The 26,894-nt window shown below is 35.1% G+C and carries 17 protein-coding genes, 9 tRNA genes and 2 rRNA genes; all 28 read left to right on the forward strand.

Going from position 1 to position 26,894, the window contains the following annotated elements; all coding sequences use genetic code 11:
* Nucleotides 1-82 precede the first annotated feature (82 nt).
* The 28 genes from MY490_RS00950 (at nucleotide 83) to MY490_RS01085 (ending at nucleotide 26,765) form a co-directional block, all read left to right on the forward strand.
* Nucleotides 83-3,020: ribosomal RNA gene (locus tag MY490_RS00950) — 23S ribosomal RNA — on the forward strand.
* 120 nt (nucleotides 3,021-3,140) lie between these two features.
* A 5S ribosomal RNA gene (gene rrf / locus MY490_RS00955) occupies nucleotides 3,141-3,256 on the forward strand.
* Between the two features lie 11 nt (nucleotides 3,257-3,267).
* Nucleotides 3,268-3,342 (forward strand) — tRNA-Asn (locus MY490_RS00960).
* Between the two features lie 13 nt (nucleotides 3,343-3,355).
* Nucleotides 3,356-3,428: transfer RNA gene (locus MY490_RS00965), tRNA-Thr, on the forward strand.
* Between the two features lie 16 nt (nucleotides 3,429-3,444).
* Nucleotides 3,445-3,519: transfer RNA gene (locus tag MY490_RS00970), tRNA-Glu, on the forward strand.
* 10 nt (nucleotides 3,520-3,529) lie between these two features.
* A tRNA-Val gene (locus MY490_RS00975) sits at nucleotides 3,530-3,605 on the forward strand.
* Between the two features lie 18 nt (nucleotides 3,606-3,623).
* Nucleotides 3,624-3,708 (forward strand) — tRNA-Tyr (locus MY490_RS00980).
* An 8-nt stretch (nucleotides 3,709-3,716) separates the two neighbouring features.
* Nucleotides 3,717-3,791, forward strand: a tRNA-Gln gene (locus MY490_RS00985).
* Nucleotides 3,792-3,821: 30 nt separating this feature from the next.
* Nucleotides 3,822-3,894: transfer RNA gene (locus MY490_RS00990), tRNA-Lys, on the forward strand.
* A gap of 16 nt (nucleotides 3,895-3,910) precedes the next feature.
* Nucleotides 3,911-3,985, forward strand: a tRNA-Gly gene (locus MY490_RS00995).
* Between the two features lie 20 nt (nucleotides 3,986-4,005).
* Nucleotides 4,006-4,081: transfer RNA gene (locus MY490_RS01000), tRNA-Ala, on the forward strand.
* Between the two features lie 241 nt (nucleotides 4,082-4,322).
* Nucleotides 4,323-5,222, forward strand: coding sequence for an arginase (gene rocF, locus MY490_RS01005; protein WP_248267620.1), 900 nt, complete (start codon nucleotides 4,323-4,325; stop codon nucleotides 5,220-5,222).
* Nucleotides 5,223-5,505: 283 nt separating this feature from the next.
* Nucleotides 5,506-6,966, forward strand: a complete 1,461-nt coding sequence (locus tag MY490_RS01010) for an IS1182 family transposase (RefSeq protein WP_248267122.1) — start codon at nucleotides 5,506-5,508, stop codon at nucleotides 6,964-6,966.
* Nucleotides 6,967-7,745: 779 nt separating this feature from the next.
* Nucleotides 7,746-8,564: a diadenylate cyclase CdaA gene (cdaA, locus tag MY490_RS01015; RefSeq protein WP_097978505.1), complete on the forward strand. Its 819-nt coding sequence runs from the start codon at nucleotides 7,746-7,748 to the stop codon at nucleotides 8,562-8,564.
* The gene (locus MY490_RS01020; RefSeq protein ID WP_248267621.1) at nucleotides 8,557-9,846 is read left to right on the forward strand and encodes a CdaR family protein; all 1,290 of its coding nucleotides are present in this window, start codon (nucleotides 8,557-8,559) and stop codon (nucleotides 9,844-9,846) included. Before cdaA ends, MY490_RS01020 begins: the two co-directional genes overlap by 8 nt.
* Before the next feature lie 13 nt (nucleotides 9,847-9,859).
* Nucleotides 9,860-11,203 carry a phosphoglucosamine mutase gene (gene glmM, locus MY490_RS01025; RefSeq protein WP_248267622.1) on the forward strand — a complete coding sequence of 448 codons (1,344 nt, stop codon included), beginning with the start codon at nucleotides 9,860-9,862 and terminating at the stop codon, nucleotides 11,201-11,203.
* Nucleotides 11,204-11,735: 532 nt separating this feature from the next.
* Nucleotides 11,736-13,538 (forward strand): glutamine--fructose-6-phosphate transaminase (isomerizing), encoded by a 1,803-nt coding sequence (gene glmS / locus MY490_RS01030; RefSeq protein WP_248267623.1) that lies wholly within the window; start codon nucleotides 11,736-11,738, stop codon nucleotides 13,536-13,538.
* Nucleotides 13,539-14,084: 546 nt separating this feature from the next.
* A complete protein-coding gene (locus tag MY490_RS01035; protein ID WP_248267624.1) occupies nucleotides 14,085-14,543 on the forward strand; it encodes a hypothetical protein in 459 nt (152 codons plus the stop codon).
* Nucleotides 14,544-14,841: 298 nt separating this feature from the next.
* The gene (locus MY490_RS01040) at nucleotides 14,842-16,434 is read left to right on the forward strand and encodes an N-6 DNA methylase (RefSeq protein ID WP_248267625.1); all 1,593 of its coding nucleotides are present in this window, start codon (nucleotides 14,842-14,844) and stop codon (nucleotides 16,432-16,434) included.
* Nucleotides 16,435-16,448: 14 nt separating this feature from the next.
* Nucleotides 16,449-17,972: a type I restriction-modification system subunit M gene (locus MY490_RS01045; protein WP_248267626.1), complete on the forward strand. Its 1,524-nt coding sequence runs from the start codon at nucleotides 16,449-16,451 to the stop codon at nucleotides 17,970-17,972.
* A complete protein-coding gene (locus tag MY490_RS01050; RefSeq protein ID WP_248267627.1) occupies nucleotides 17,962-19,218 on the forward strand; it encodes a restriction endonuclease subunit S in 1,257 nt (418 codons plus the stop codon). The genes MY490_RS01045 and MY490_RS01050 overlap by 11 nt, the downstream gene beginning before the upstream one ends.
* Before the next feature lie 20 nt (nucleotides 19,219-19,238).
* Nucleotides 19,239-22,385, forward strand: a complete 3,147-nt coding sequence (locus MY490_RS01055) for a type I restriction endonuclease subunit R (protein ID WP_432707029.1) — start codon at nucleotides 19,239-19,241, stop codon at nucleotides 22,383-22,385.
* 91 nt (nucleotides 22,386-22,476) lie between these two features.
* A complete protein-coding gene (locus MY490_RS01060; RefSeq protein ID WP_248267629.1) occupies nucleotides 22,477-23,097 on the forward strand; it encodes a hypothetical protein in 621 nt (206 codons plus the stop codon).
* Entirely contained in the window at nucleotides 23,072-23,644 is a 573-nt protein-coding gene (locus MY490_RS01065; RefSeq protein WP_248267630.1) for a 7-cyano-7-deazaguanine synthase, read from the forward strand. Before MY490_RS01060 ends, MY490_RS01065 begins: the two co-directional genes overlap by 26 nt.
* A complete protein-coding gene (locus MY490_RS01070) occupies nucleotides 23,637-24,605 on the forward strand; it encodes a hypothetical protein (RefSeq protein ID WP_248267631.1) in 969 nt (322 codons plus the stop codon). The genes MY490_RS01065 and MY490_RS01070 overlap by 8 nt, the downstream gene beginning before the upstream one ends.
* On the forward strand, nucleotides 24,606-25,517 hold the full coding sequence (locus MY490_RS01075; RefSeq protein WP_248267632.1) for a CBASS oligonucleotide cyclase: 912 nt from the start codon (nucleotides 24,606-24,608) through the stop codon (nucleotides 25,515-25,517). It abuts the gene before it with no gap.
* Between the two features lie 27 nt (nucleotides 25,518-25,544).
* Nucleotides 25,545-26,213, forward strand: coding sequence for a hypothetical protein (locus tag MY490_RS01080; RefSeq protein ID WP_248267633.1), 669 nt, complete (start codon nucleotides 25,545-25,547; stop codon nucleotides 26,211-26,213).
* Between the two features lie 81 nt (nucleotides 26,214-26,294).
* On the forward strand, nucleotides 26,295-26,765 hold the full coding sequence (locus MY490_RS01085; RefSeq protein WP_248267634.1) for a hypothetical protein: 471 nt from the start codon (nucleotides 26,295-26,297) through the stop codon (nucleotides 26,763-26,765).
* Nucleotides 26,766-26,894 lie beyond the last annotated feature (129 nt).

The raw sequence follows: 26,894 nt of genomic DNA on the forward strand, positions 1-26,894 counted from the left end.
TTCACTCTCAACTTTGTACCTTGAAAACTAGATAATGTCATTCATTAAACTGCGTAAGTTTAATTCAATTAGTTTTAAAATTAGTTAAGTTAGAAAGGGCGCACGGTGGATGCCTTGGCACTAGGAGTCGATGAAGGACGGGACTAACACCGATATGCTTCGGGGAGCTGTAAGTAAGCTTTGATCCGGAGATTTCCGAATGGGGAAACCCACTACTCGTAATGGAGTAGTATCTTTACCTGAATACATAGGGTACTGAGGACAGACCCAGGGAACTGAAACATCTAAGTACCTGGAGGAATAGAAAGCAATAGCGATTTCCTGAGTAGCGGCGAGCGAAACGGAAGATAGCCCAAACCAAGAGGCTTGCCTCTTGGGGTTGTAGGACACTCTATACGGAGTTACAAAGGAACGGGGTAAATGAAGCGACCTGGAAAGGTCCGTCAAAGAAGGTAAAAACCCTGTAGTTGAAACCTCGTTCCCTCTTGAGTGGATCCTGAGTACGGCGGAACACGTGAAATTCCGTCGGAATCTGGGAGGACCATCTCCCAAGGCTAAATACTACCTAGTGACCGATAGTGAACCAGTACCGTGAGGGAAAGGTGAAAAGCACCCCGGAAGGGGAGTGAAAGAGAACCTGAAACCGTGTGCTTACAAATAGTCAGAGCTCGTTAACGAGTGATGGCGTGCCTTTTGTAGAATGAACCGGCGAGTTACGATCCCGTGCAAGGTTAAGTTGAAGAGACGGAGCCGCAGCGAAAGCGAGTCTGAATAGGGCGATATAGTACGTGGTCGTAGACCCGAAACCGAGTGATCTACCCATGTCCAGGATGAAGTTCAGGTAACACTGAATGGAGGTCCGAACCCACGCACGTTGAAAAGTGCGGGGATGAGGTGTGGGTAGCGGAGAAATTCCAATCGAACTCGGAGATAGCTGGTTCTCCCCGAAATAGCTTTAGGGCTAGCCTTATGTGTTAGAGTCTTGGAGGTAGAGCACTGATTGGACTAGGGGCCCCCAACGGGTTACCGAATTCAGTCAAACTCCGAATGCCAATGACTTATCCATAGGAGTCAGACTACGAGTGATAAGATCCGTGGTCAAGAGGGAAACAGCCCAGACCGCCAGCTAAGGTCCCAAAGTATACGTTAAGTGGAAAAGGATGTGGAGTTGCTTAGACAACCAGGATGTTGGCTTAGAAGCAGCCACCATTTAAAGAGTGCGTAATAGCTCACTGGTCGAGTGACTCTGCGCCGAAAATGTAACGGGGCTAAACGTATCACCGAAGCTGCGGATTGATACCGTATGGTATCAGTGGTAGGGGAGCGTTCTAAGGGCGTTGAAGCTAGATCGTAAGGACTGGTGGAGCGCTTAGAAGTGAGAATGCCGGTATGAGTAGCGAAAGACGGGTGAGAATCCCGTCCACCGTATGCCTAAGGTTTCCTGGGGAAGGCTCGTCCTCCCAGGGTTAGTCAGGACCTAAGCCGAGGCCGAAAGGCGTAGGCGATGGACAACAGGTTGATATTCCTGTACCACCTCATTTCCGTTTGAGCAATGGAGGGACGCAGAAAGATAGGGTAAGCGCGCTGCTGGATATGCGCGTCCAAGCAATTAGGCTGATGTGTAGGCAAATCCGCACATCATAAGGCTGAGTTGTGATGGCGAGGGAAATATAGTACCGAAGTTCCTGATTCTACGCTGCCAAGAAAAGCTTCTAGCGAGGAAATAGGTGCCTGTACCGCAAACCGACACAGGTAGGCGAGGAGAGAATCCTAAGGTGAGCGAGAGAACTATGGTTAAGGAACTCGGCAAAATGACCCCGTAACTTCGGGAGAAGGGGTGCTCTTTTGGGTGTATGCCCGGGAGAGCCGCAGTGAAAAGGCCCAAGCGACTGTTTAGCAAAAACACAGGTCTCTGCGAAGCCGCAAGGCGAAGTATAGGGGCTGACGCCTGCCCGGTGCTGGAAGGTTAAGAGGAGGGGTTATCCCTTACGGGAGAAGCTCTGAATTGAAGCCCCAGTAAACGGCGGCCGTAACTATAACGGTCCTAAGGTAGCGAAATTCCTTGTCGGGTAAGTTCCGACCCGCACGAAAGGCGTAACGATTTGGGCACTGTCTCAACCATAGACTCGGTGAAATTATAGTACCTGTGAAGATGCAGGTTACCCGCGACAGGACGGAAAGACCCCGTGGAGCTTTACTGCAGCTTGATATTGAATTTTGGTACAGCTTGTACAGGATAGGTAGGAGCCTGAGAAGCCGGAGCGCTAGCTTCGGTGGAGGCGTCGGTGGGATACTACCCTGGCTGTATTGAAATTCTAACCTAGAGCCGTGATCCGGCTCGGAGACAGTGTCAGGTGGGCAGTTTGACTGGGGCGGTCGCCTCCTAAAGAGTAACGGAGGCGCCCAAAGGTTCCCTCAGAATGGTTGGAAATCATTCGAAGAGTGTAAAGGCATAAGGGAGCTTGACTGCGAGACCTACAAGTCGAGCAGGGACGAAAGTCGGGCTTAGTGATCCGGTGGTTCCGCATGGAAGGGCCATCGCTCAACGGATAAAAGCTACCCCGGGGATAACAGGCTTATCTCCCCCAAGAGTCCACATCGACGGGGAGGTTTGGCACCTCGATGTCGGCTCATCGCATCCTGGGGCTGTAGTCGGTCCCAAGGGTTGGGCTGTTCGCCCATTAAAGCGGTACGCGAGCTGGGTTCAGAACGTCGTGAGACAGTTCGGTCCCTATCCGTCGTGGGCGCAGGAAATTTGAGAGGAGCTGTCCTTAGTACGAGAGGACCGGGATGGACACACCGCTGGTGTACCAGTTGTTCTGCCAAGAGCATGGCTGGGTAGCTATGTGTGGAAGGGATAAGTGCTGAAAGCATCTAAGCATGAAGCCCCCCTCAAGATGAGATTTCCCATAGCGTTAAGCTAGTAAGACCCCTGAGAGACGATCAGGTTGATAGGTCAGAGGTGGAAGCGTGGTGACACGTGGAGCTGACTGATACTAATCGGTCGAGGACTTAACTAACAAGTTTGATGATGACATTATCTAGTTTTGAAGGTACAAAAATTATTATAAAAAACTTCAAAAAGTTATTGACTTTTTAAAGAAATTTGATATAATAATTAATGTCTTAAAGAAAATGAATCAAGTGATGATAGCGAAGAGGTCACACCCGTTCCCATACCGAACACGGCAGTTAAGCTCTTCAGCGTCGATGGTAGTTGGGGGTTTCCCCCTGTGAGAGTAGAACGTCGCTTGGTTTTAAGATTATTCCGCAGTAGCTCAGTGGTAGAGCACTCGGCTGTTAACCGAGTGGTCGTAGGTTCGAACCCTACCTGCGGAGCCATTTTCAACTTAATGCTTCCATAGCTCAGCAGGCAGAGTACTTCCATGGTAAGGAAGAGGTCACCGGTTCGAGCCCGGTTGGAAGCTTAGGAAAAATTGTACTGGCCCGTTGGTCAAGCGGTTAAGACACCGCCCTTTCACGGCGGTAACACGGGTTCGAGTCCCGTACGGGTCACCATTTATTTTACGGAGGATTAGCTCAGCTGGGAGAGCACCTGCCTTACAAGCAGGGGGTCGGCGGTTCGAGCCCGTCATCCTCCACCATTTAATTTAATAAATACCGGAGGGGTAGCGAAGTGGCTAAACGCGGCGGACTGTAAATCCGCTCCCTGTGGGTTCGGCGGTTCGAATCCGTCCCCCTCCACCATTTATTGTTGGGCTATAGCCAAGCGGTAAGGCAACGGATTTTGATTCCGTCATGCCCTGGTTCGAATCCAGGTAGCCCAGCCATTTTTTTTTATTTTATCGTAATTTTATTGCGAGCCATTAGCTCAGTAGGTAGAGCATCTGACTTTTAATCAGAGGGTCGAAGGTTCGAATCCTTCATGGCTCACTCTTTTTTTTTATGTGCGGAAGTAGTTCAGTGGTAGAATACAACCTTGCCAAGGTTGGGGTCGCGGGTTCGAGCCCCGTCTTCCGCTCCATTCGCATATACATAAATAGTGGGGCCTTAGCTCAGCTGGGAGAGCGCCTGCCTTGCACGCAGGAGGTCAGCGGTTCGATCCCGCTAGGCTCCACCAATATACATAAAGTTAAACCTTAGTCAAATGACTAAGGTTTTTTGTTGTATATAATCATATGATATAGTATCTCAAAAGCCAAAAATGCATATGTATACAAAAAAATGTCGAGTTGACCCATTTGTTTCAAAAGATTTAAACTATTAATATAATTAATAACTTTAACAGTCAAAAAATTATATTTTTTCAAAAACAAGTAAGCGTTTTCTTTTATGAATTTCAATAGATGGGGGAAATAAAAATGTTAAAAGATATTTCAATTATTGGAGTACCACTAGATTTAGGACAAACTAGACGTGGAGTAGATATGGGGCCAAGTGCAATTAGATATGCACAATTACACGAACGTATTGAAAGAATGTCTTATCAAGTAGAAGACTTAGGTGATATTTTAGTAGAACGTACACCAGTTATAGAAGATAATTCAGAACATAATTTAAAGAACTTAAAATCTGTAAAAGAAACATGTGAAAAGCTTGCTGCTGAAGTAGATGAAGTTATTAAAAGAAACAGAATGCCACTAGTACTTGGCGGTGATCATAGTATCGCAATCGGTACATTAGCAGGTGTATCAAAACATTATAATAATCTAGGATTAATTTGGTTTGATGCACATGGAGATTTAAATACTGCTGAAACATCACCTTCTGGTAATATTCATGGTATGTCATTAGCTGTTTCTTTAGGTCATGGTCACGATTTATTAACGAAAATAGGTGGATACTTCCCTAAAGTAAAACCAGAGAACGTGATCATTATTGGCGCACGTGATCTTGATGAAGGCGAAAGAGCAATTATTAAAGAACTAGGAATTAAAGTTTATACAATGCATGAAATTGATAAATTAGGAATGACAAAAGTAATGGAAGAAAGCATTGACCACTTAAAAGGTTGTGATGGTGTACACTTATCTTTAGATCTTGATGGTCTAGATCCAATTCACGTTCCTGGAGTAGGTACACCTGTTCCTGGAGGTATCACTTATAGAGAAGGTCACTTAGCGATGGAAATGTTATCTGATGCTGATATCATTACTTCAATTGAATTCGTAGAAGTTAATCCAATCTTAGACGAAAGAAATAGAACAGCAATCGTAGCCGTTGCATTAATAGGCTCATTATTAGGTGAGAAGTTACTTTAATTATTTCAAAAATAAAAAAGCTAGCATTCGCTAGCTTTTTTGCATGCTGTTGAAAAACTACTTGTCAATTAATTATCAAATTTTCGTAAAAGGAGTAGAGTGATGTTGATTTCCATTACAGGATGCTCGCTTTCCATGGGGCGAGACCTGAGCCTCCTCGGCAAGCCGAGGCCACTGAAAAAGTCCTTGTGATTAAAAAAAGTGAAGGCTTTCTCGATTTCATCGAGGAAGCCTTCACTTTTTTCTTGTATAATTGTTGTATCAAGTAACGGTGGTGTATCGAATGATCTCAAATCAAGAATCTTTTACTCTCAGTCCTTTCATGGCTTTATACGATTTAATTGTTCCGAAAGATAATATACTTCGTCAAATAAATGAATTAGTAGATTTTACGTTTGTTTTAGAAGAATTAAAAAATAAATATTGCCTTGATAACGGCCGGAATGCAGTGCCGCCTATTCGTATGTTCAAATATTTGTTACTAAAATCGATCTTTGATTTATCAGATGTTGATGTTGTTGAACGATCAAAGTATGATATGTCTTTTAAATATTTTCTTGATATGGCTCCGGAAGAATCAGTGATCAATTCAAGTTCTTTAACGAAATTTCGTAAGCTTCGTTTAAAAGATGTTGAATTATTAGACATGTTGATCAATAAAACAGTCGAAATCGCACTTGAAAAAGAACTAATTAAAAGTACTTCCATTATAGTTGATGCAACTCATACAAGATCGCGATATAATCAAAAATCACCAAAAGAATTTTTAATGGAAAAGTCAAAGCTTCTTCGAAAAGCTGTTTATCAAATCAATGAGGGAATGAGAGGAAAATTCCCACAAAAGCCAACAACGAATGATTTAATCGATGAAATTAAATATAGTCAAAAAGTCATCCAATCTGTGGAAAAAGAAGAATCAATCCGTGAATATCCAAAAGTCAAAGAAAAACTAAACTATCTAAAAGAAATTGTAGAAGATTACGAGGGCAACCTAGAATTTTCACATGATCCTGACGCAAAAACTGGTCACAAATCAGCTGATACCTCATTCTTTGGTTATAAAACACATATTGCGATGAACGAAGAGCGTCTTATTACAGCTGCATTGGTTACTACTGGTGAAAAAAATGATGGAAAGTACCTACAAACATTGATTGAAAAAAGTTGTGAAACAGGAATGGAAATTGATACAGTCATTGGTGATACAGCTTATTCAGAGATTGATAATCTTCAATACGTAAATGAAAATGAATTAAAATTAGTTTCGAAATTAAACCCAACGATTACACATGGAACACGTAAAAAAGAAGATGAATTTCAATATAATAAGGATGCGGGTATGTACGTTTGCAAGGCAGGTCATATGGCAATCCGAAAAAGAAGACAAGAAAGAAAAAATCAGAAAAAAAATCCGCGAGATATGTATTACTTTGATATTGAAAAATGTAAAAAATGTCCCTTTAAAGATGGATGTTACAAAGAAGGTGCCAAAAGTAAATCATATAGTGTAACAATTAAATCAACTGAACACAAAGAGCATGCACAATTTCAAGAAAGCGAATATTTCAAAGAGAAATCAAAAGAACGCTATAAAATTGAAGCAAAAAATAGTGAATTAAAACACAGACACGGGTACAATGTAGCAAATTCCACGGGTCTATTAGGCATGGAAATGCAAGGGGCAATGGCCATATTCGCAGTTAATTTAAAACGAATACTGACCTTAATGAAGGAAGAAAAATAAAAATGTATAAAGGAAAAGGCGATTTTCCGTTCAATTCTGAACGAAAAATCGCCTTTTTTAGATCATATATAGATTACAGTAAATAAAATTGACTGTTTTTCAGTGGCCTCGGCAAGCCTGCGGGGTCTCAGCCTTCCCGCTTATCCCATAGGAGTCGAGCATCCCTCCATTCCAATCAACTTATTCATCTAAAAATGTCTGCGATAAACCCTAATCAAAAAGCCTTTACTTAGAGTAAACTAAGTTTAATCAGATTGTAGATCAATTAATATTGAACATTTATTAAACTAAAAAATCTAATTTGTTTTCTAAAAAAAGCTCATAATATTTTTTTAACTTTTAAAAAAATCATTTCTAGTGTTATTGAAATAATGAAATTGCTCAGACATATTAACATTTATAACCATTAAAAGATCATTCAAAAAATGCTAATTTTATAATTATGAAATGTTCACTTAAAGTCCGTTTTCTCTATTGACGTTTTTATATTTCAACACTCTGTAAAGTAAAAAAGCTAGCATTCGCTAGCTTTTTTGTTTTTATCAAAAAATTCTTGAGAACTATCCTTCAAAAAATTCAAAATTAAATATGAATTGATGGTCATTCTCCTATTAATACAGAGAGCCAACATATATATATCTGTAATTTTGTTTAATATAATTAAAATAGTCGTTAAAGTATTGTTAATATAATTAATAACTCACAAATTTTGTGTATTGCAAAAATATGGTATAATACTCAAGATACAGTTTTATTCTATAGAATTTGGAGGGTAAAAGATGCCTTCTTTACATATAAATTTTTTACAGTATTTACAGAATGGATTAGATATCCTAATAGTTTGGTTTGTTATTTATAGATTAATTATCATTATTCAAGGGACGAAGGCTGTCCAACTCTTAAAGGGTGTTACAATCATTATTGTTGTAAAAGTATTAAGCAGCCTATTTGGACTGCATACCTTACAATTTTTAATGGATCAAGCATTAACATGGGGATTCTTGGCGGTTATTATTATCTTTCAACCTGAATTAAGGAGAGCACTAGAACAGCTTGGACGTGGCCGTTTCTTCTCTAGAACGACAGGTAGTGGGATTAATGACCGAAATGATATTGTTGAAAACATTGCAAAGGCCACTGAATACATGGCTAAACGAAGAATAGGTGCACTTATTTCATTTGAGAGACAAACAGGTATGGGTGACTACATAGAGTCCGGTATTCGTATGAATGCTAATTTATCATCAGAATTATTGATTAATATCTTTATACCAAATACACCACTACATGACGGAGCGGTAATTATACAAGGTGAAAAGATTACAGCAGCAGCCTGTTATTTACCTTTGTCTGAGAGTGCATTTATTTCAAAGGAATTAGGAACGAGACATCGAGCGGCAGTTGGTATCAGTGAAGTTACTGACAGTATTACGATTGTGGTTTCCGAGGAAACAGGTGCAGTTTCAGTAGCAAGGAATGGAAATCTATACAGAGAATTATCAAAAGACGAGCTTATAAATTTATTAAATACTGAACTAAAATCACCAGAAGAGTCCACTACATCTAAATGGAATTGGAAGGTGAAACGTAATGGATAATTTTATGGATAATCGATGGATATTAAGAGGAATCGCTTTATTAGTAACATTATTACTTTTCATGTCTGTCAATCTAGTTCCACAATCTAGTACATCGGGATTAGGAGACATACCGTTTGTTAATAATAAAGAATTAGTACGAGATGTACCAGTAACTCCTATTTACGATCAGCGCAATCTAATTGTAACTGGAATTCCAAAGAATGTTTCAGTGCAATTAGATGGACCTAATAGCATTGTAAAAACGGCTGAAATGAAGAAGGATTTTGAAGTATATTTGGACCTAACTTCTTATGCTTTAGGTACATATGAAGTTCCTTTAAAAATTAGAAATATTTCAGATAAAATAAAAGCGACTATTAAACCAAGAACTGTTAGAGTAACAATTAATGAAAAAATTGAAAAAGCAGTTTCAGTTAAAGTTGTTTATTTAAATGAAAAAAAGATTAAACATGGCTATAAGGCAGAAAATGCGATTGTTAAACCAGGTTTAGTTTCAATTGTAGGATCAAGAGATGAAGTATCACAAGTGGCATATGCAAGTGTTGGTGTGGATGTTACTGATGCGAATCAAACATTTAGTCAGGTGTTACCTGTTAGATTATACAATAAAAAAGGTATTCAACTTCCGTTCACTACAAGTCCAAGAAAAGTTGAAGTAACTGTTCCTATTGTTTCTGAAAGTGCTAGCTTCCCGATTAAGTTAGTGCAAACAGGAACACTTAAAGAAGGTTTAAAACTAAGTAGTCTTGCTAGTAAAGTTGATGCAGTAAGAATTTATGCGTCTAAAGATTGGTTGGACAAGTTTAACGGACCTATAGAAGTGCCAGTTGACATCTCTTCATTTGATCAAAGTGGTACATATGAAGTTAATGTACCTACTCCAAATGGAGCATTTAGAGTTGACTCAAGTACGATTAATGTAGACGTTAATTTTGATCAAGAAACGGAAAAGAAATTTAGTAATATCCCTATTAATTTAGTGGGTGAAAATAATCAATTTGAATATAAGTTTACTAAGCCTCCATTAGGAAAAGTAGTAGTTACTGCCAAGGGATTTAAGGAAGACTTGGATGCGATTAATCCAAGCGATTTAAATATTACAGCAAAAGTTAATGGGTTAGATCCAGGAACTAGAGATGTAGCGCTTACTATTACCGGCCCAAAAGGAGTTATATATAGTTTAGAGTTTGATAAAATAACGATTGAAATTACTGATAAAAAATCTGCTCAAACTGATGAAAATGAGAATTCAGGCGATGTAGGACAGTCATCGAATTAGAAGGAGAGTTAAAATGGGTAAATATTTTGGTACTGATGGTGTACGAGGAGTTGCAAATAAAGAGTTAACTCCTGAATTAGCATATAAAATTGGACGATGTGGCGGTTATGTATTAACTAAAAACAATGTCAAACCTAAAATTATTGTTGGGCGTGATACACGTGTATCAGGACATATGCTTGAAGGAGCACTAGTTGCAGGTTTATTATCAATTGGTGCTGAAGTTATGAGATTAGGTGTTATTTCTACTCCAGGTGTTGCCTATTTAACAAAAGCTCTTGGCGCACAAGCGGGTGTTATGATTTCAGCTTCGCATAATCCTGTTGCAGATAATGGAATTAAGTTTTTTGGTCCAGACGGTTTTAAATTGTTGGATGAGCAAGAAGATGAAATTGAAGAACTAATGGATGCTGAAGTTGATCGTCTACCAAGACCAACTGGAAATGATTTGTGTCAAGTTAGTGATTATTTTGAAGGTGGTCAAAAATACCTACAATTCCTTAAAAACACAATTGATGAAGATTTCTCAGGCCTATTAGTTGCTCTAGATTGTGCACACGGTGCTACTTCTTCATTAGCGCCGTATTTATTCGCAGATTTAGAAGCAGATATTGTTACAATGGGAACGAATCCTAATGGATTTAATATAAACGATGGTGTAGGTTCTACACATCCTGAAGCTTTAGCAGCTCTTGTAAAGGAAAAAGGTGCTGACATCGGTTTATCATTCGATGGAGATGGAGATCGTCTAATTGCAATCGACGAAAATGGTGAAATCGTTGATGGTGACCAAATAATGTATATTTGTGCAAAATATTTAAATGAAAAAGGTCGTCTAAAACAAAACACAATCGTATCAACAGTTATGAGTAACTTAGGATTCTACAAAGCAGTAGAAACGAATGGGATGAAAAGTGCAGTAACAGGTGTTGGAGACCGTTATGTAATGGAAGAGATGAGAAAGAATGGTTTCAATCTTGGCGGTGAGCAATCTGGTCACATCATCTTTTTAGATCATATTACGACTGGTGATGGTATGTTAAGTGCAATTCAGCTCGTAAGTATTGTTAAGGAAACAGGTAAAACTTTATCACAATTAGCTGGAGAAATGAAAAAGTATCCGCAATTATTAATTAATGTACGTGTTACAGATAAAAATGAAGCACTTAATAACGAACGGATTAAAGCAATCATTTCAGAGGTAGAAGAAGAAATGAACGGCAATGGTCGTATTTTAGTTCGTCCTTCTGGTACTGAGCCACTTATTCGTGTAATGGCTGAGGCTCCTTCTGAAGCAGAATGTAAAGAATATGTAGAACGTATTGTTGCTGTTGTAAAAGAAGAAGTTGGAGAATAATTTAAATTAAAAAAATATGCATTGATGAGCACTTTTGTGTAAGTCTATGCATATTTTTGTTATATACAGCTATTCTATAACTTTTTTTCAACATTTTTTGTTGACCAGTTTAAATACAGTATAGTATAGTTGTTTTATTGTTTTCCTAACAAGGAAGGAGTATAGAAATAATAAAATATTACAAAAGCGCCAGAACTACACTAGACGTGAATGTGTAGTTGACGAGGTGGAGTTTTATCGAAGTTTCGGCGGATGACTCCCGGTTGCTGTATCACAACCGAAATTATTTATGAAAAACACATGGGTGACTGTGTGCACAAACGTAAATAATCTGATACACCGTTTAAAACAAAAAATGAACTCGCTAATGAGCGGAATATGAAAGGTAGGTGGATATTGCTTGTAAGTCCTCTACCATTATTAAACATGACGAGGGAATAGAAAAATAAATAGTTAAACGGTTAGGAAAACAGCATTCCATTCCTATACATTTTGTATGTCTTGTTTTTGGACTTACTAAGCAATAGTAATTATGTGTGGAATCGTTGGATATATTGGAAATGATAATGCGAAAGAAATTTTATTAAAAGGTTTAGAGAAATTAGAGTATCGTGGTTACGATTCTGCTGGGATTTCTCTTTTAACTGACAAAGGTGTAGAAGTTTACAAAGAAAAAGGTAGAATTGCAGTATTACGTAAATCAATCCCTACAAAAGCGGACGGACACGTTGGAATTGGTCATACAAGATGGGCAACACATGGTGCTCCAAGTAAACGTAATGCGCATCCTCACCAAAGCTCTACTGAACGTTTTACACTTGTTCATAATGGCGTTATCGAGAACGATGTACAATTAAAAAACGATTATTTAAATGATATTGAATTTACAAGTGATACAGATACTGAAGTAATTGTTCAGTTAGTTGAATTGCATATTAAAAAAGGTTTATCTGTGCTAGATGCTTTTAGAGAAACACTTAAGCTTCTTAAAGGATCATATGCAATTGCATTATTAGATAAACAAAACGATGATGTAATTTATGTAGCAAAAAACAAAAGTCCATTACTAGTTGGTGTTGGTGAAGAGTTTAATGTTATTGCATCTGATGCGATGGCAATGTTACAAATTACTGATCAATTTATTGAATTAATGGATAAAGAGGTTATTTTAGTTACTAAAGATCGAGTTCAATTAATGGACCTTAACGGAAATATAAAAGAACGTTCTCCATATACAGCAGAAATTGATGCTAGCGATATCGAAAAAGGAACTTATCCTCATTTCATGTTAAAAGAAACAGATGAGCAACCTCTAGTAATCCGTAATATTATCCAAAAGTACCAAGATGAAAATGGCGAGCTTGTAATCGATTCAAAAATTAAAGCGGCTTTAGCAGAAGCTGACAGATTATATATTGTTGCTTGTGGAACTAGTTATCATGCTGGTCTTGTTGGTAAACAGTTTATTGAAAAAATGGCGGGATTACCTGTAGAAGTACATGTTGCAAGTGAATTTTCTTACAATATGCCACTGCTTTCAGAAAAACCATTATTCATTTATATTTCACAAAGCGGTGAAACTGCTGATAGTAGAGCATGTTTAGTACAAACAAATAAATTAGGTCATAAAGCAATTACACTGACAAACGTTCCAGGATCAACATTATCACGTGAGGCTGATTTCACTCTTCCTTTACATGCAGGTCCTGAAATCGCTGTTGCATCAACGAAAGCATACACTGCACAATTAGCAGTACTTGCAATTGTTGCAAATGCTCTTGCAAAAGAAAAAGGAAAAACAGTTAACTTTAACCTAGTTAAAGAACTTGGAATTGTAGCAAATGCAATGGAATCAATTACAAACCAAAAAGAAGAGTTTGAAAAAATTGCTACAGAATATTTAGCTACAACTCGTAATGCTTTCTTCATCGGTCGTAACGTAGATTACTTCGTTTGCCTAGAAGGCGCATTAAAACTAAAAGAAATTTCTTACATCCAAGCAGAAGGATTTGCTGGTGGAGAGTTAAAACACGGTACAATTGCTCTAATCGAAGAAGGGACTCCAATCTTCGCATTAGCAACACAAGAATCAGTAAACTTAAACATTCGTGGAAATGTAAAAGAGGTTGTTGCACGTGGTGCTAATCCTTGTATCATTTCTATGGAAGGATTAAATATGGAAGGCGATCGCTTCATTTTACCAAGAGTACAAGAAGAATTATCTCCAATCCTTTCAGTCGTACCATTACAATTAATTTCTTACTATGCTGCTTTACATCGTGGTTGTGATGTTGATAAACCACGTAATCTTGCAAAATCAGTTACTGTTGAATAATCAAATTTGAAAATAAAAACTGATTGTTAAAAACAAACAAAGACGGTAACTCAACAACAAAGTTGGTAACTCAACAACAAAGATGGTAACTCAACAACAAAGTTGGTAACTCGAAAACAAAGGTATTTTTTAAGCTTAAACAATTATTTTGAAATCCTACTATGTAATTAATGGGAGATGATTCGTTTGAATATATATAACGATGAAAGTATAACTAGTAAAGATGAATTTATTGTTAGTGAAATTGATGAACGTGTAGTAGTTAAAAAACCAGCTAAATAAGATAAGATATTTTAACCAATTACTTTTCAAATTAGTAGAAGAATTAATTTACAACCGTACCGCATCTATATAGGTGCGGTTTTTTTATTGGGTATTATTAATGAATATATTGATTTTTAAAAATTATAAATTTTCATGATATAATATTTGTTAAAAGTTGATTAATGTAAGAAAAAAAGATGTGTAAATTTTAGAAAGGTGTTTTTGTATTATCTTTAAAATATGTACTGAATTTAGAAATCAATCTAGGAGGTAAAAATATCAATGGATGGTAATTCTTCTTGGGATACAAAGGCAAAGTTGGATGCTTTTAATCTAATTGACACAATAGATAAGATACATAGAAAAAATATAGAAAAAAATGAAAATGAGGAACTGTTTTTTTGGGAGGAAGAAAACGCAAAAATTCATATTCGAGAGCGAAAATATAGAAAGCATTTACCAGAAAATGCGACTATGGACGATTATAATATTATTATAGAAAGTATTTTAACGAACGACCCCGATATGAGTTTACATTCGAAAAGTGATAGATATGTATTTGGGAAAACTGATATCAAAAACGGTGAGGATTGGATAGTAATATTAACTAAGGAAAGAAGTGTTATTACTGCCTATAAAACCGATAAACCAGAAGATTATTTTTCACATTTTTCTGCATCCAATGGTTATTTCAAATTAGGAACCTATTATGAACTTGTTAGGGAGCTGGATGAAGAATAATAATACCCACACGTCAATAGACAGTCACTAAGCGGTTGTAGCGGTTGTATTTTGCGAATTAGTAGCTAATTAAATTGCTAATTTACTTTTTTAACCTACTGAAAGTTTTGAATGTTATTTAAAACAATAGAACTGAATTATTTATTAAGACTCTGTAGCATTACACAGAGTCTTTTTATTGAGGTTTGTAATGAAATAATGAAAAAATAAAATTTAATTTTTGTTTTTTAGTATTGTAATACTAAAAAATGAGTAATATAATAAATGCATACTCCAATTAAAGGAAGGAGGGTATAATATGGACTCTGCAATACACAATTTCTGGAATATATTATTTAAACGAGACATTGTAAAAAAAGATGAGTTACTAAGAGAAGCAATCCGAGTGAAGAAAACTCAGCACCTAATTGAAAAACAAAAAATGGATTTTTCACAAGAAGATACTGAATCTCTTTTTGAATTTATGAAAGAGAATACAGAAGATAAATATCTAGGTTACTTTCCTGGGGATAGGGAGTTTTTTGCAGCCCTTTATAGTATTGGTAAAGAACTGCAAATTATCGATTTTGTAATAGAAACTTATAAAAATGATTACTCAGGTACTATAATTGCACCTATCTATTTAACTGATTATTTAAAAAGGTATATTGAGCGAGAAGATTCCAATTCTATCCTAATAAATGAAGCCGAAAAGTTTTTAATGGGATTGGAATTATTAATAAATTCTTCATCAAAACAGAGGTACACATTAACGACTTCTAATTATTTAATGTATGAGATGCTAAAAATTGCATTAATCAAAGAAAAACACATAAAGGTAGTACATTCCTCTTTGTATCTCCCTCTAGAGTTAGAGGATAGGTTTGATGTAATAATATCAATTCCTGCCTTTGGGGGGAAAATTAATGATGTTAAATCATTTATCACTAATGATACTTCAGGTATTGCTACTGAAAATCAGCTTAAATTATTAAAGGAAGATGGAGATTTAGTAGAGATAGTACCCGCTAGCTTTACATTTTCATCTGGCTCTATTTCTAATGTTAGAAGATTGGTCACTGAAAAATTTTATTTAAAGTCCATTTATTCTTTACCTGAAGGTACCTTCCGTCCATATACAGGTATTAAAACTTATATTTTGACCATAAAGAATAGCTTAAATAAGGAACAAATTGAAGTTGGTAAACTAACGTTTAAAGATAAACTTTTGAAAGTTGAAGATTCCAAAACCATTAGAGCCGATATACTAGAAAAGTATGAAGATTGGCGTATTGAATTAATTTTAGCCGAAGATAAAAGTGAGATAAAAAAGTACAATGAGTCAACTGTACCAAAAGTGAAGTTAAATGAAATAGCAGAAGTATTTCGAGGTAAATCAATTATGAAAAATGACCTAAAGCCAGGTGATATTTTTATATTAAACATCTCGAATATAGAAGATGGACAAATTTTACATGAAACAATGGAAACTATCAACGAGGAAGAGAGAAAAGTTAAACGTTATGAACTTATAGAAAATGATTTAGTTATCACTTGCCGTGGAACGGTTAACAAGGTGGCGGTATTCAAGGAGATTAATAAAACTGTAATCGCTTCAGCAAATGTTATTGTTATTCGATTTAAAGAAAAAGTTGCAAGTGAGTATGTTAAAATATTCCTCGAAAGTCCAGTTGGGACTGAGCTAGTTAAGACGTTTCAGCGAGGAACAACAGTTATGAATATAAACCCAAAGGATATTAGTGAAATGGAAATACCAATGGTTGATTATCATAGACAACTTGAATTTGTTAGGAAATATCAAGAGGAATTAGAGCTTTATCAAGAATCGGTTAAGAGAGCTACTGAAAGATGGAATAGTCAAAAACATACAATTTATAACTGTTTAGTATAGGGAGGAAAATAGAAATGTCAAAAACAGCTGCAAATATTGGATACGAAGAAAGACTTTGGACAATGGCAGATAAATTAAGAGGTAGTTTGGATGCTGCTGAATATAAGCATGTGGTACTTGGATTATTGTTTTTAAAATATGTTTCGGATGCTTTTGAAGAGGAATACGAGGAACTATCTAAAGAAGAATATGCAGACCCTGAAGACCGTGATGAATACCTAGCTTCAAATGTGTTCTGGGTTCCTAAAGAAGCACGTTGGTCTCATATTAAGGAAAATGCAAAGAAACCCGAGATTGGACTAATAATTGATAGTGCAATGGTTGCGATTGAGAAAGAAAATAAATCACTAAAAGGCGTTCTCCCAAAAGATTATGCTAGACCTTCATTAGATAAGACCAGACTAGGGGAAGTTATCGACCTTTTTTCTTTTAAAGTAGGAGATAAAGAAAGTCGTTCTAACGATGTCTTAGGAAGAGTATACGAGTATTTTCTTAGTAAGTTTGCAAGTGCAGAAGGTAAAAATGGTGGAGAATTCTACACTCCTAATTCTGTTGTGCAATTGCTTGTTGAAATGATTCAACCTTATAAAGGGAGAATTTATGACCCTTGTTGTGGTTCTGGCGGTATGTTTGTACAGAGTGAAAAGTTTGTTGAATCACATCAAGGGAAAATTGGGGATATTGCCGTTTACGGACAAGAATCAAATCACACAACCTGGAGATTAGCAAAGATGAACCTTGCAATCAGGGGAATCGACAGCAACTTAGGGGAACAAAATGCTGATACTTTTCATAATGATTTACACAAAGGATTAAAAGCAGATTACATTCTTGCAAATCCTCCATTTAACATTAGTGAATGGGGAGGAGAACGTTTAACTGAAGATGTTCGATGGGCTTTCGGAACACCACCAACGGGTAATGCTAACTATGCCTGGATTCAGCATATTGTTTCTAAACTTGCTCCGAGTGGCACAGCTGGTTTTATATTAGCGAACGGCTCTATGTCTTCCAGCCATACTAGTGAATCTGAAATAAGAAAAAATATAATTAATGCAGATTTAGTGGATGCCATAGTTATATTACCTGAACAATTATTTTATTCCACACCAATTCCAGTATGTCTATGGATTTTATCAAAGAATAAACAAGCAAAAGGATTTAGAAATCGTAAGAATGAAGTTTTATTTATAGATGCAAGAAAAATGGGTTATATGGCTGACCGTACACATAGAGAATTAAGTGAAGAGGATATTAAGAAAATATCTGAAACTTATCAATCATGGAAAGGTCTTTCAGAGAATTATCAGGATATAATTGGGTTCTGTAAATCTGCTAACCTTAAAGAAATTGAAGAACATGAATTTGTATTAACTCCTGGTAGATATGTTGGAATAGCAAAATCTGAGGATAATGATGAACGTTATGAGGATAAAATGAAACGTTTAACAGAAGAACTTGCAGAACAAATCTTAAGGTCAAGGAAATTAGAAGATGAAATTATAAAGCGCCTAGGGGGCATTGGTTATGATTTCTAAACAGGTTAATACAGTCTCATTAGGTGATGTTACGGAAATCTTTACAGGTTTTCCCTTCAAAAGCGGACAATTTAATACTGACTTTAAAGGTGTTAAATTAGTAAGAGGTAAGAATGTTAGTAAAGGTTTTCTAAGATGGGGAGAAGATACTCGTTATTGGGAAAATGTAACATCTGAATACGAAAAGTATTTATTAAATGAGAACGATATTGTAATCAGCATGGATGGTTCTTTGGTAGGTAAAAATTATTCGAAAATAAAAAATGAAGAACTACCATTGCTTTTGGTACAACGAGTGGCTTGTTTAAGAGCAAAAACGAATATAAGACAAAATTTTTTATATTACTTAATTGATAATGAGAATTTTATTAATTATGTTGATAGCGTAAAAACTGGCACTTCTGTGCCTCATATTAGTGGAAAACAGATTAAGGATTATAAATTTGTTTTGCCCTCTCTTGAGGTACAAGATGAAATAATAAAGATATTAGAACCGATTTATAAAAAAATAGAATTGAACAAAAAAATGATAGATAATTGGCTTGGAATAATTCAAGCATTATATAAAAATTGGTTTTATGATTTTGAATTTCCAAATAAAGAGGGGCTACCTTATAAAACTTGTGGTGGAGAATTTCAAACTAGCGAAAATGGTCCAGTTCCAATAGGGTGGAAAGCTTGCAATGTCTTTGATGTAATTGAAGAAGTGTCAATTAAGAATAAGGAAAATAATGATTATCCAGTCCTAACTGTCGTAAAAGAAGGGGTATTTGTAGCTTCAGATGAATATTTCTCAAAACAAGTATACAGTAAGGATACAAAAAATTACAAAGTAATAAAAAAGCATGAAGTAGGATTTAATCCGTCCAGAGCAAATATTGGTTCAATTGCAATGTTAAAAGAATTTGAAAGTGGTTTACTTAGTCCGATTTATAAAGTATTTAGAACTAAAAATGAATTACTGCCATTTTATTTTTATAACTATATGAAACAGACGGATTTTATTGAATGGATTAAACATTATTCATCTGGTACTACAAGACAAAACTTCGATATTAAATCATTTAAACACTTTAAGATTAATGTGCCACCGATAGAAATTCAAGAAGAAGCATACAGAATAATTGAGCCAATCGAAAAAAAGGTAAGAGAAAATATACTTCAGATTAATACTCTAGAAGAAATCAGAAAAACAATACTGCCAAAATTATTAGCAGGAGAAATTAATAATTTAATTAGTGTATGAGGATGGGAGGAGGATTAATTTTGTATAACTTTTCAGAAGATGAATTGGAACAAGCAGCCCTTGAATGGTTTGAGGAGATTGGTTACGAAAAACTGTATGGACCAGAAATATCTCCAGGAGGGGACTATCCTGAGCGTGAAGATTATAGTGATGTACTATTAGATGAGCGATTAAAAAGTGCTCTTTCTCGTATCAACAAGAACCTCCCCCAAGATGCTATAGATGAAGCATATCGTAAAATTAAAATACCACAAAGTCCAAGTTTATTGATGAACAATAAAGAATATCAAAAAATGATTACTGATGGAATTGATGTTGAATACAGGACTAATGAAGGTGAATTCAGGACAGAGAAAGTCTGGTTATTTGACTTCAATGATGACTTCAATAATGACTATGCAGTTGTCAACCAGTTAACAATCATCGAAAACGGGATGGATAAAAGACCCGATGTAGTTGTATATATAAATGGAATACCAGTTGCTGTTTTTGAACTGAAAAGTACATCAAATGAAGATGTTGGTATAAGCGAAGCATACAACCAACTCCAGACTTATAAAAAAACAATCCCATCTCTTTTTACTTATAACTCAATCATGATAATAAGCGATGGGTTGAATGCAAGAGCGGGTACTTTAACCTCTGATGAGGAGCGTTTTATGATGTGGAGAACAATAGAGGGGGATGATGTTGCATCTCCTACAATTCCACAACTAGAAGTATTAATAAAAGGTATTTTTGATAAAAGATGGCTTCTTGATATCATAAAACACTTTATATTGTTTCAATCAGATGGAGAAAAAACAATTAAGATTTTGGCTGGATACCATCAGTATCATGCTACAAATAAAGCAATTGATAGTACGAAACGAGCAACATCTGACCAAGGAGATAGAAAAATCGGAGTTGTTTGGCATACTCAAGGTTCTGGAAAGAGCCTATCTATGGTCTTTTACACAGGTAAGTTGGTTCTTGATTTTAATAATCCAACCATAGTTATTATTACAGATAGAAATGATTTAGATGACCAGTTATATGCAACTTTTAGCAAATCGAAAGACTTACTTCGTCAAACTCCAAAACAAGCCGAAGATAGAGCGCACTTAAAAGAGTTGCTTCAAGTTGAATCTGGGGGTATTGTCTTTACTACAATTCATAAGTTTGCTCCAGAAGAAGGGAAAGATTTTCATCCAGTTCTCACTGATAGAAAAAATGTTATTGTAATAGCTGATGAAGCTCATCGTAGTCAATATGGCTTTGGTGCTGATGTAACATCTAATAAGAACAACGATGAAGCAGGAATAAAGTTTGGATATGCAAAGTATATGAGAGATTCACTCCCTAATGCTTCGTATATTGGATTTACTGGCACCCCAGTTGAACTAACTGATAAAAATACGCCAGCTGTTTTTGGTGACTATATCGATATTTACGATATGACTAGGGCTGTCGAAGATGGTACTACAGTGAAAATTTTCTACGAAAGCAGAATTGCAAAAATCGAACTATCCGATGAAGAACGTCCTTTAATTGATGAAACGTATGATGAGATTACGGAATATCAAGAAAATACTCAAAGGGAGAAACTAAAGTCAAAATGGTCTCGACTTGAAGCTTTAGCGGGTTCAGAGAAGAGATTAAAACTAATTGCAAAAGACTTTGTTGCTCACTTTGAAAAGCGACAAGAAGCAATGTTCGGTAAGTCGATGCTTGTAGTAATGTCTCGTCGGATTGCCATTGATTTATATAAAGAAATTATTGCCCTTAGACCTGAATGGCACAGTGATGATGACGATGAAGGTGTTATTAAAATAGTTATGACTGGTTCTTCAAGTGACCCAGAAGAATGGCAACCATTTATTGGGAATAAAAGACGAAGAGAACACCTTGCGAGACGCATGAAGGATAATAATGACCCACTTAAAATTGCTATTGTCCGTGATATGTGGTTAACTGGTTTCGATGTTCCATCAATGAACACGATGTACATCGATAAGCCTATGAAAGGGCATAACTTAATGCAAGCCATAGCCCGTGTTAATCGAGTGTTCCGTGATAAACCAGGAGGATTAATTGTAGATTACATTGGTATTGCGGATTCCTTGAAATCAGCTCTAAGTCAATATACTGAAAGTGACCGAAAAACTGCTGGGGTCGATACAGAAGTTGCTGTCGATATTATGCTTGAAAAATATGATTTGATTAGGGATATATTACATGGTCATGATTATAGTAAGTTCAAAACTGGTAAAGCGACTGATAGAATGCAAGCAATTGTTGAAACGGTTGATTTCATTCTTGGTCATGGTGAGCAGCTTAAGAAAGACTTTATTAAATATGTCACAGAAATGGCTAAAGCGTATGCTTTATGTACCACTGAACCTGAAGCAGAACGATTAAATATTGAATTAGGATTTTTTAAAGCAGTAAAATCAGGTTTAATTAAAATTATAACCCCAGAAAATCAAAAGAGAAAAACTGTTAAACAGCTTGATGTACAACTTAATCAATTAATTTCTAAGTCAATTATATCTGAGGAAGTTGTGGATATTTTAAGTGCAGTTGGTTTAAATAAACCAAACATAGCAATTTTGTCTGATGAATTTTTAGAAGAAGTCAAAGGTTTAAAGCAAAAGAATTTAGCTGTAGAATTACTTAATCGATTACTAAACGGTAAGGTAAAAACTGTTGCTAGAAGAAATTATGTTCAGTCAAAAAAGTTCTCCGAAATGTTGGAACAATCGATTGTTAAATATAACAATCGAGCAATCGAAACCACAAAAATTATTGAAGAATTAATCGGCTTAGCCAAAGAAATGAATGACGCTTTTAAACGTGGCGAAGGAACAGATATGATTGAAGAAGAAGTAGCATTTTATGATGCATTAGCGGCTAACGATACTGCAGTTCAGGTTATGGGTGACGTAGTTTTAAAACAAATTGCTCGTGAGCTTTCTCATTCTATTAAGAATAATATGAACATTGACTGGAGTTTAAGAGAAAGTGTCCGTGCTAAAATGAGGGTAGCAGTAAAACGGTTACTAAAGAAATATGGATATCCACCTGATATGCAAAAACTTGCCATTGAAACTGTTATGAAGCAAGCAGAATTAATGGCTGGAAATGAAGTAAGTATATTAACTGAAGATTCAACATTTTATATGTAAATCACACACCATTTGTATCAGCAGAAGTTTCCTCTATAATTTGGAGGCTTCTGTTTTTATTATAAAATTTTACAAGCAGGTGAATTAGCTTATGGAAGAATCCAATAAATTTAATCAAATCAAAAAGCTAAGAAAAAAAGCGGAAAATTCAAGGAATGCATATTTTATGTTATCCAAAAAATATAAATTATCTAGTAGTCTATTACACTTTTTCATATTAATAGGTTCAACAGTAGTTGCCATATTAACTTTCGCTAATTATGATGTATTTTTACCCCTAATAAAAAGCATAACAGACCCTGTTTATAAGTTATTTATCGGATTATTAGCCTCAATGGTCTTTATATTTACAGTCGTAGAAGAATTCTTGAGCTTATCAAAAAAAGCTTCTGAATATGAAAGTGCTGGAAAGCAATTAACATCGTTTATTCGTTACGCTGATTCTATTGAAAAACGGACAAATGTGACTGATGAAGAAATTGACCATTTAACCCTACATTACACATTGATATGTGAGACGACACCTACGATACCTGATAAGTATTTTCTAAAAGCGAAAAGGCATCTTTATAGAAAAATCGAGATTAGTAAGGCTCTAGAGCACAATCCCCATTTGATTATATGGTTTCACAATTTTAAGAAGATGTTATTAGAACTAAAAAAGCCAATAATGAATGAGGGTAGTAATGGGAAAATTGATGAGAAACAGTAATTCTATCTTGGTATTGCTTAGTGGAGGAATAGATTCTACTGCATTGCTAGAATACTATCTTTCAAAAAAGTATGAAGTCTCTGCACTATTTTTTGATTATGGTCAACCAAGTTGTAAAAAAGAAAGTCAAGTGGCTCAAGAAATATGTCGACACTATGAAATTGATTTAATTGAAGCAAAGATGGGGTTCCCTCTAAAGAATAACAATGGTGAATTCGTAGGAAGAAACGCATTATTTATCGTAGTAGCCCTGAGTTTCCTTCCTTCAAATTATTCAAAGATTGCAATAGGGATTCATACTGGAACTTCATATTACGATTGTTCTCAAACGTTCGTGGAAGATTGCCAAAGATTAATAGATGGTTATTTTAGTGGTACAGTTTTATTGGAGGTTCCTTTTCTACAGTATTCAAAGGAACAAATAATCGATTACTGCATTCAAAAATCTATCCCTATTTCCCTTACTTATAGTTGTGAACTAGGTCATGAGGGGAATTGTGGAAAATGTTTATCGTGCAAAGATAGGAGGAGGTTCCTGAGTGAGTAATTTCTTATGTAAGGAAAGAATAGTAAATGAAATTAAGGCTACAACCCCAATTCTAATACCGTCTTTTTCAAGTAAAGGTATAAGAGATTTTTCTGAAATTTTTTATAATCTTAAAGACTATTTATCAGATGTTACACTTTTTAGTTCTTATGATTTATATCATAAATTAATCGATAGTAAACAGATATATGAAACAGAATTACTTTTTATTGATAGTGGTGGTTACGAAGCAGCAATTGAACCAGATTTATCAGAGGTTTATGGAATGGCGCATAAACCGCTTGAATGGAATGAAGAGTATTATTTAAAGCAAATCGAATGTATCGAACCAATGACTGAAATAGTATTAGTTAATTACGATTACATGGGATTACCATTAATAGAACAAATAAATAAAGCAAGTACTATCTTTAATAAATTTACTTCGTTTGCCAGTGATTTTTTAATTAAAGCAGAAAACGGAGAAGGAAAAATAAATGTTGAAAGCGTTATTAGTAATATAAATAAGCTATCTTCATTTTCAATACTTGGTTTCACTGAAAAGGAGTTAGGTTTTTCGGTCATTGAAAGGTGCAAGAATATATACAAAATCAGGAAAGCACTTGACGATAAAGGTTTAAATCAACCTATTCATATATTTGGTTGCTTAGACCCTCTAAACATTATCGTATATTTTTTGTGTGGAGCAGATATTTTTGATGGGTTATCATGGTTAAGATATGGTTTTAAAGATAACATTCCCGTTTATTTTAATAGCTATGCTATTACTAGTGGAAAGTGGAATTTAAGAACCGAAGACCTAAAAATGAGCATTTATTTGGATAACATAAAAACTTTAAATAAACTAAAACATAGTATGAAATTATTCACAAAAGTAAAGGATTTGTCTGTTTTTGAATTGGATGAAATGACTCAAATAGAGATAACTAAAATGATAGATTTAGTGAAGGAGGAGATGTAATTGGGTGGCAGTGGAGGATGGTATGTTCCAGGACAAAGTTTATCGGATTTATTAAAAGACCAAGCAATGCAGCAGCAAAAAGAGAATGAAAGAGCAATTAACGATTATCTTCAATCACTTTTAGCAGAGTTAAATAATCGTGATACTAAGCAGGTTCAACTTCATTTGAATACATTAATAAATGCTATTGAAAAGGACATTGATGGAACGGTTGACCTTTTATTTGGTGGCTCTATGAGTAAGCATACCTATGCACAAGGATTAAGTGATGTGGACATGTTAGTTAGAATTAATAATAGTGAACTTGCAAACTCAAAACCTCAGGAGGTACTAGATTATTTTGTTAGGCAAATCCAGAGTAGGCTCCCAAGAACTGAAGTGAAAAAAGGTGACCTAGCAGTTACAGTTAAATTCAAAAGTGGTTATGAAATTCAATTATTACCCAGTATTAAGACAGCTACTGGATATAAAATTGCAAAACCTGGCATTAATGAATGGAGTAACGTTATAAAGCCTAGGAGATTTGCTGAAAAGCTTACCAGTGTAAATAAGTCGAACGGTGGTAAAGTTATTCCAATGATTAAGCTATTTAAGAGTATTAATGACCAGTTCCCAAAGAAGAGCCAACTTTCTGGTTATCATATTGAATCACTTGCAATAGAAGCATTTAAAAGTAACCAAACCTTTCCTAAAACTGTTAAAGAAGCACTTCAAAAATTTTGTCAACATTCCAGGTCAGCTGTATTAAGTCCTATAAAAGATAGTACTGGTCAATCTCTACATGTAGATGATTACTTAGGAGTAAAAGACAGTATTAGTAGACAAAGAGTAAGTAATAATTTCAGAATATTAGAAAAGAAGCTAAATAATGCAAGTTCAATTGACGAATGGAAAGATATACTTGGGAAATGAATCATATTTAGTTTTGGGAGCGTAATAATGGAAATAAATGAGTTGATTTATGGAACGATTGAAGAAAGAATGAATCACATTCTAAATACTTCTTGGAGTGTTTTTATAGCCCATTGTTTAGAAGGTAGAGCTATTTTGAATAAAGAAGCATCATTTCAACATCATTTTGCAAATATCCTACAACGTGTTGGTTCACTTTATTGCTTTTCTAAGAAAGAAATATTTCATGTTGATTTAGAGTATACGGTAAAGAAACAAGTAGGTTTTGTGAGAAAAGCAGAAATCGATATAATTTGTGAGTTAGTTAACTTTGAAAATAATAATGGTGTTAAAGCAGCGATTGAACTAAAACACACTATAAAACCAGGGGATGCAACTGATATAGGAAGAATCAATTCTTATCAAGATATCTATAGATTGGAAAAGCTAAAAGAGTTGGAGCATGAGGGGTTTTCGATATGTAAGTTTTATATGCTCGCTAATCGAGTAGCTTATACAAATATTAGCCCTCCAAATACTTCTGGAGAAGACTTTCCAACTTATAGAGGATATACTATTGAACCCAAGAAGGTTTATAAGACAATACATTCAAAGGTTGGAAAAGATATAGAGCTTATTTTTAATAACTCATATAAATTTAATTGGGATATTTACGAGCAGCCAAAACGATTATATTTTCTTTCAGTAGATGTATGATTAAATTTTATAGATAGTAGATGGACCACAGTGCTCCTCGTAATAATTTATTATTAGAATTATCAATAGGAGAGATAATATTTGTATATTGATAACGTACGTAATTACTTAAAAAAAATGAATGAACCTTTAATTAATGATTTATCATTAATTATGTATTCAAAAATAAAGAGCAAATATACTTTTTCTATGAAGCCATCTGAAATTATCAAAAGTATTGACCGTTTTAAATATGGCGGGGAAATGTCATTAAAATATTTTGAAATATTATTAGAGAGTTTAGATGTTTTATATGATAAAGGAGTTGAAAATATACTCTTCGCAAAGAATAGTTCCCTTAATCCAACTTGGAGAGATATGTTATACGTTTCATTAGATAAAAAGCGGGTTTCAGATGATTTAAAAACAATGTTTGAAGATGAAAAAATTAGGGAAGAAGCAGTAGATATCTTTGTAAAACTAATGAAGTACTTAATTAACACCGATAGAGATATTTTTCTTAAAAATATAAGGACTATACGAGATTTAATAAATATTAGAAAGGGAGACTAATCCCTCATACTAATATAGAAATAAAATCTTGATATATTAAAACAAATGAATACGAAAAAAAAGACTGTTAAATTATTTAATAATTTTGCAGTCTTTTCTTTTAGAATGACTAATAAAATTAAGTATTTA

This window comes from Gottfriedia acidiceleris (assembly GCF_023115465.1).
GTDB lineage: Bacteria > Bacillota > Bacilli > Bacillales > Bacillaceae_G > Gottfriedia > Gottfriedia acidiceleris_B.

Coding starts and splice junctions, on each gene's coding strand:
- MY490_RS01045 (WP_248267626.1), top strand. CDS start 16,449: ATGTCAAAAACAGCTGCAAATATTGGATACGAAGAAAGACTTTGGACA.
- MY490_RS01040 (WP_248267625.1), top strand. CDS start 14,842: ATGGACTCTGCAATACACAATTTCTGGAATATATTATTTAAACGAGAC.
- glmM (WP_248267622.1), top strand. CDS start 9,860: ATGGGTAAATATTTTGGTACTGATGGTGTACGAGGAGTTGCAAATAAA.
- MY490_RS01035 (WP_248267624.1), top strand. CDS start 14,085: ATGGATGGTAATTCTTCTTGGGATACAAAGGCAAAGTTGGATGCTTTT.
- MY490_RS01010 (WP_248267122.1), top strand. CDS start 5,506: ATGATCTCAAATCAAGAATCTTTTACTCTCAGTCCTTTCATGGCTTTA.
- MY490_RS01080 (WP_248267633.1), top strand. CDS start 25,545: ATGGAAATAAATGAGTTGATTTATGGAACGATTGAAGAAAGAATGAAT.
- rocF (WP_248267620.1), top strand. CDS start 4,323: ATGTTAAAAGATATTTCAATTATTGGAGTACCACTAGATTTAGGACAA.
- MY490_RS01060 (WP_248267629.1), top strand. CDS start 22,477: ATGGAAGAATCCAATAAATTTAATCAAATCAAAAAGCTAAGAAAAAAA.
- MY490_RS01020 (WP_248267621.1), top strand. CDS start 8,557: ATGGATAATTTTATGGATAATCGATGGATATTAAGAGGAATCGCTTTA.
- MY490_RS01065 (WP_248267630.1), top strand. CDS start 23,072: ATGGGAAAATTGATGAGAAACAGTAATTCTATCTTGGTATTGCTTAGT.
- cdaA (WP_097978505.1), top strand. CDS start 7,746: ATGCCTTCTTTACATATAAATTTTTTACAGTATTTACAGAATGGATTA.
- glmS (WP_248267623.1), top strand. CDS start 11,736: ATGTGTGGAATCGTTGGATATATTGGAAATGATAATGCGAAAGAAATT.
- MY490_RS01050 (WP_248267627.1), top strand. CDS start 17,962: ATGATTTCTAAACAGGTTAATACAGTCTCATTAGGTGATGTTACGGAA.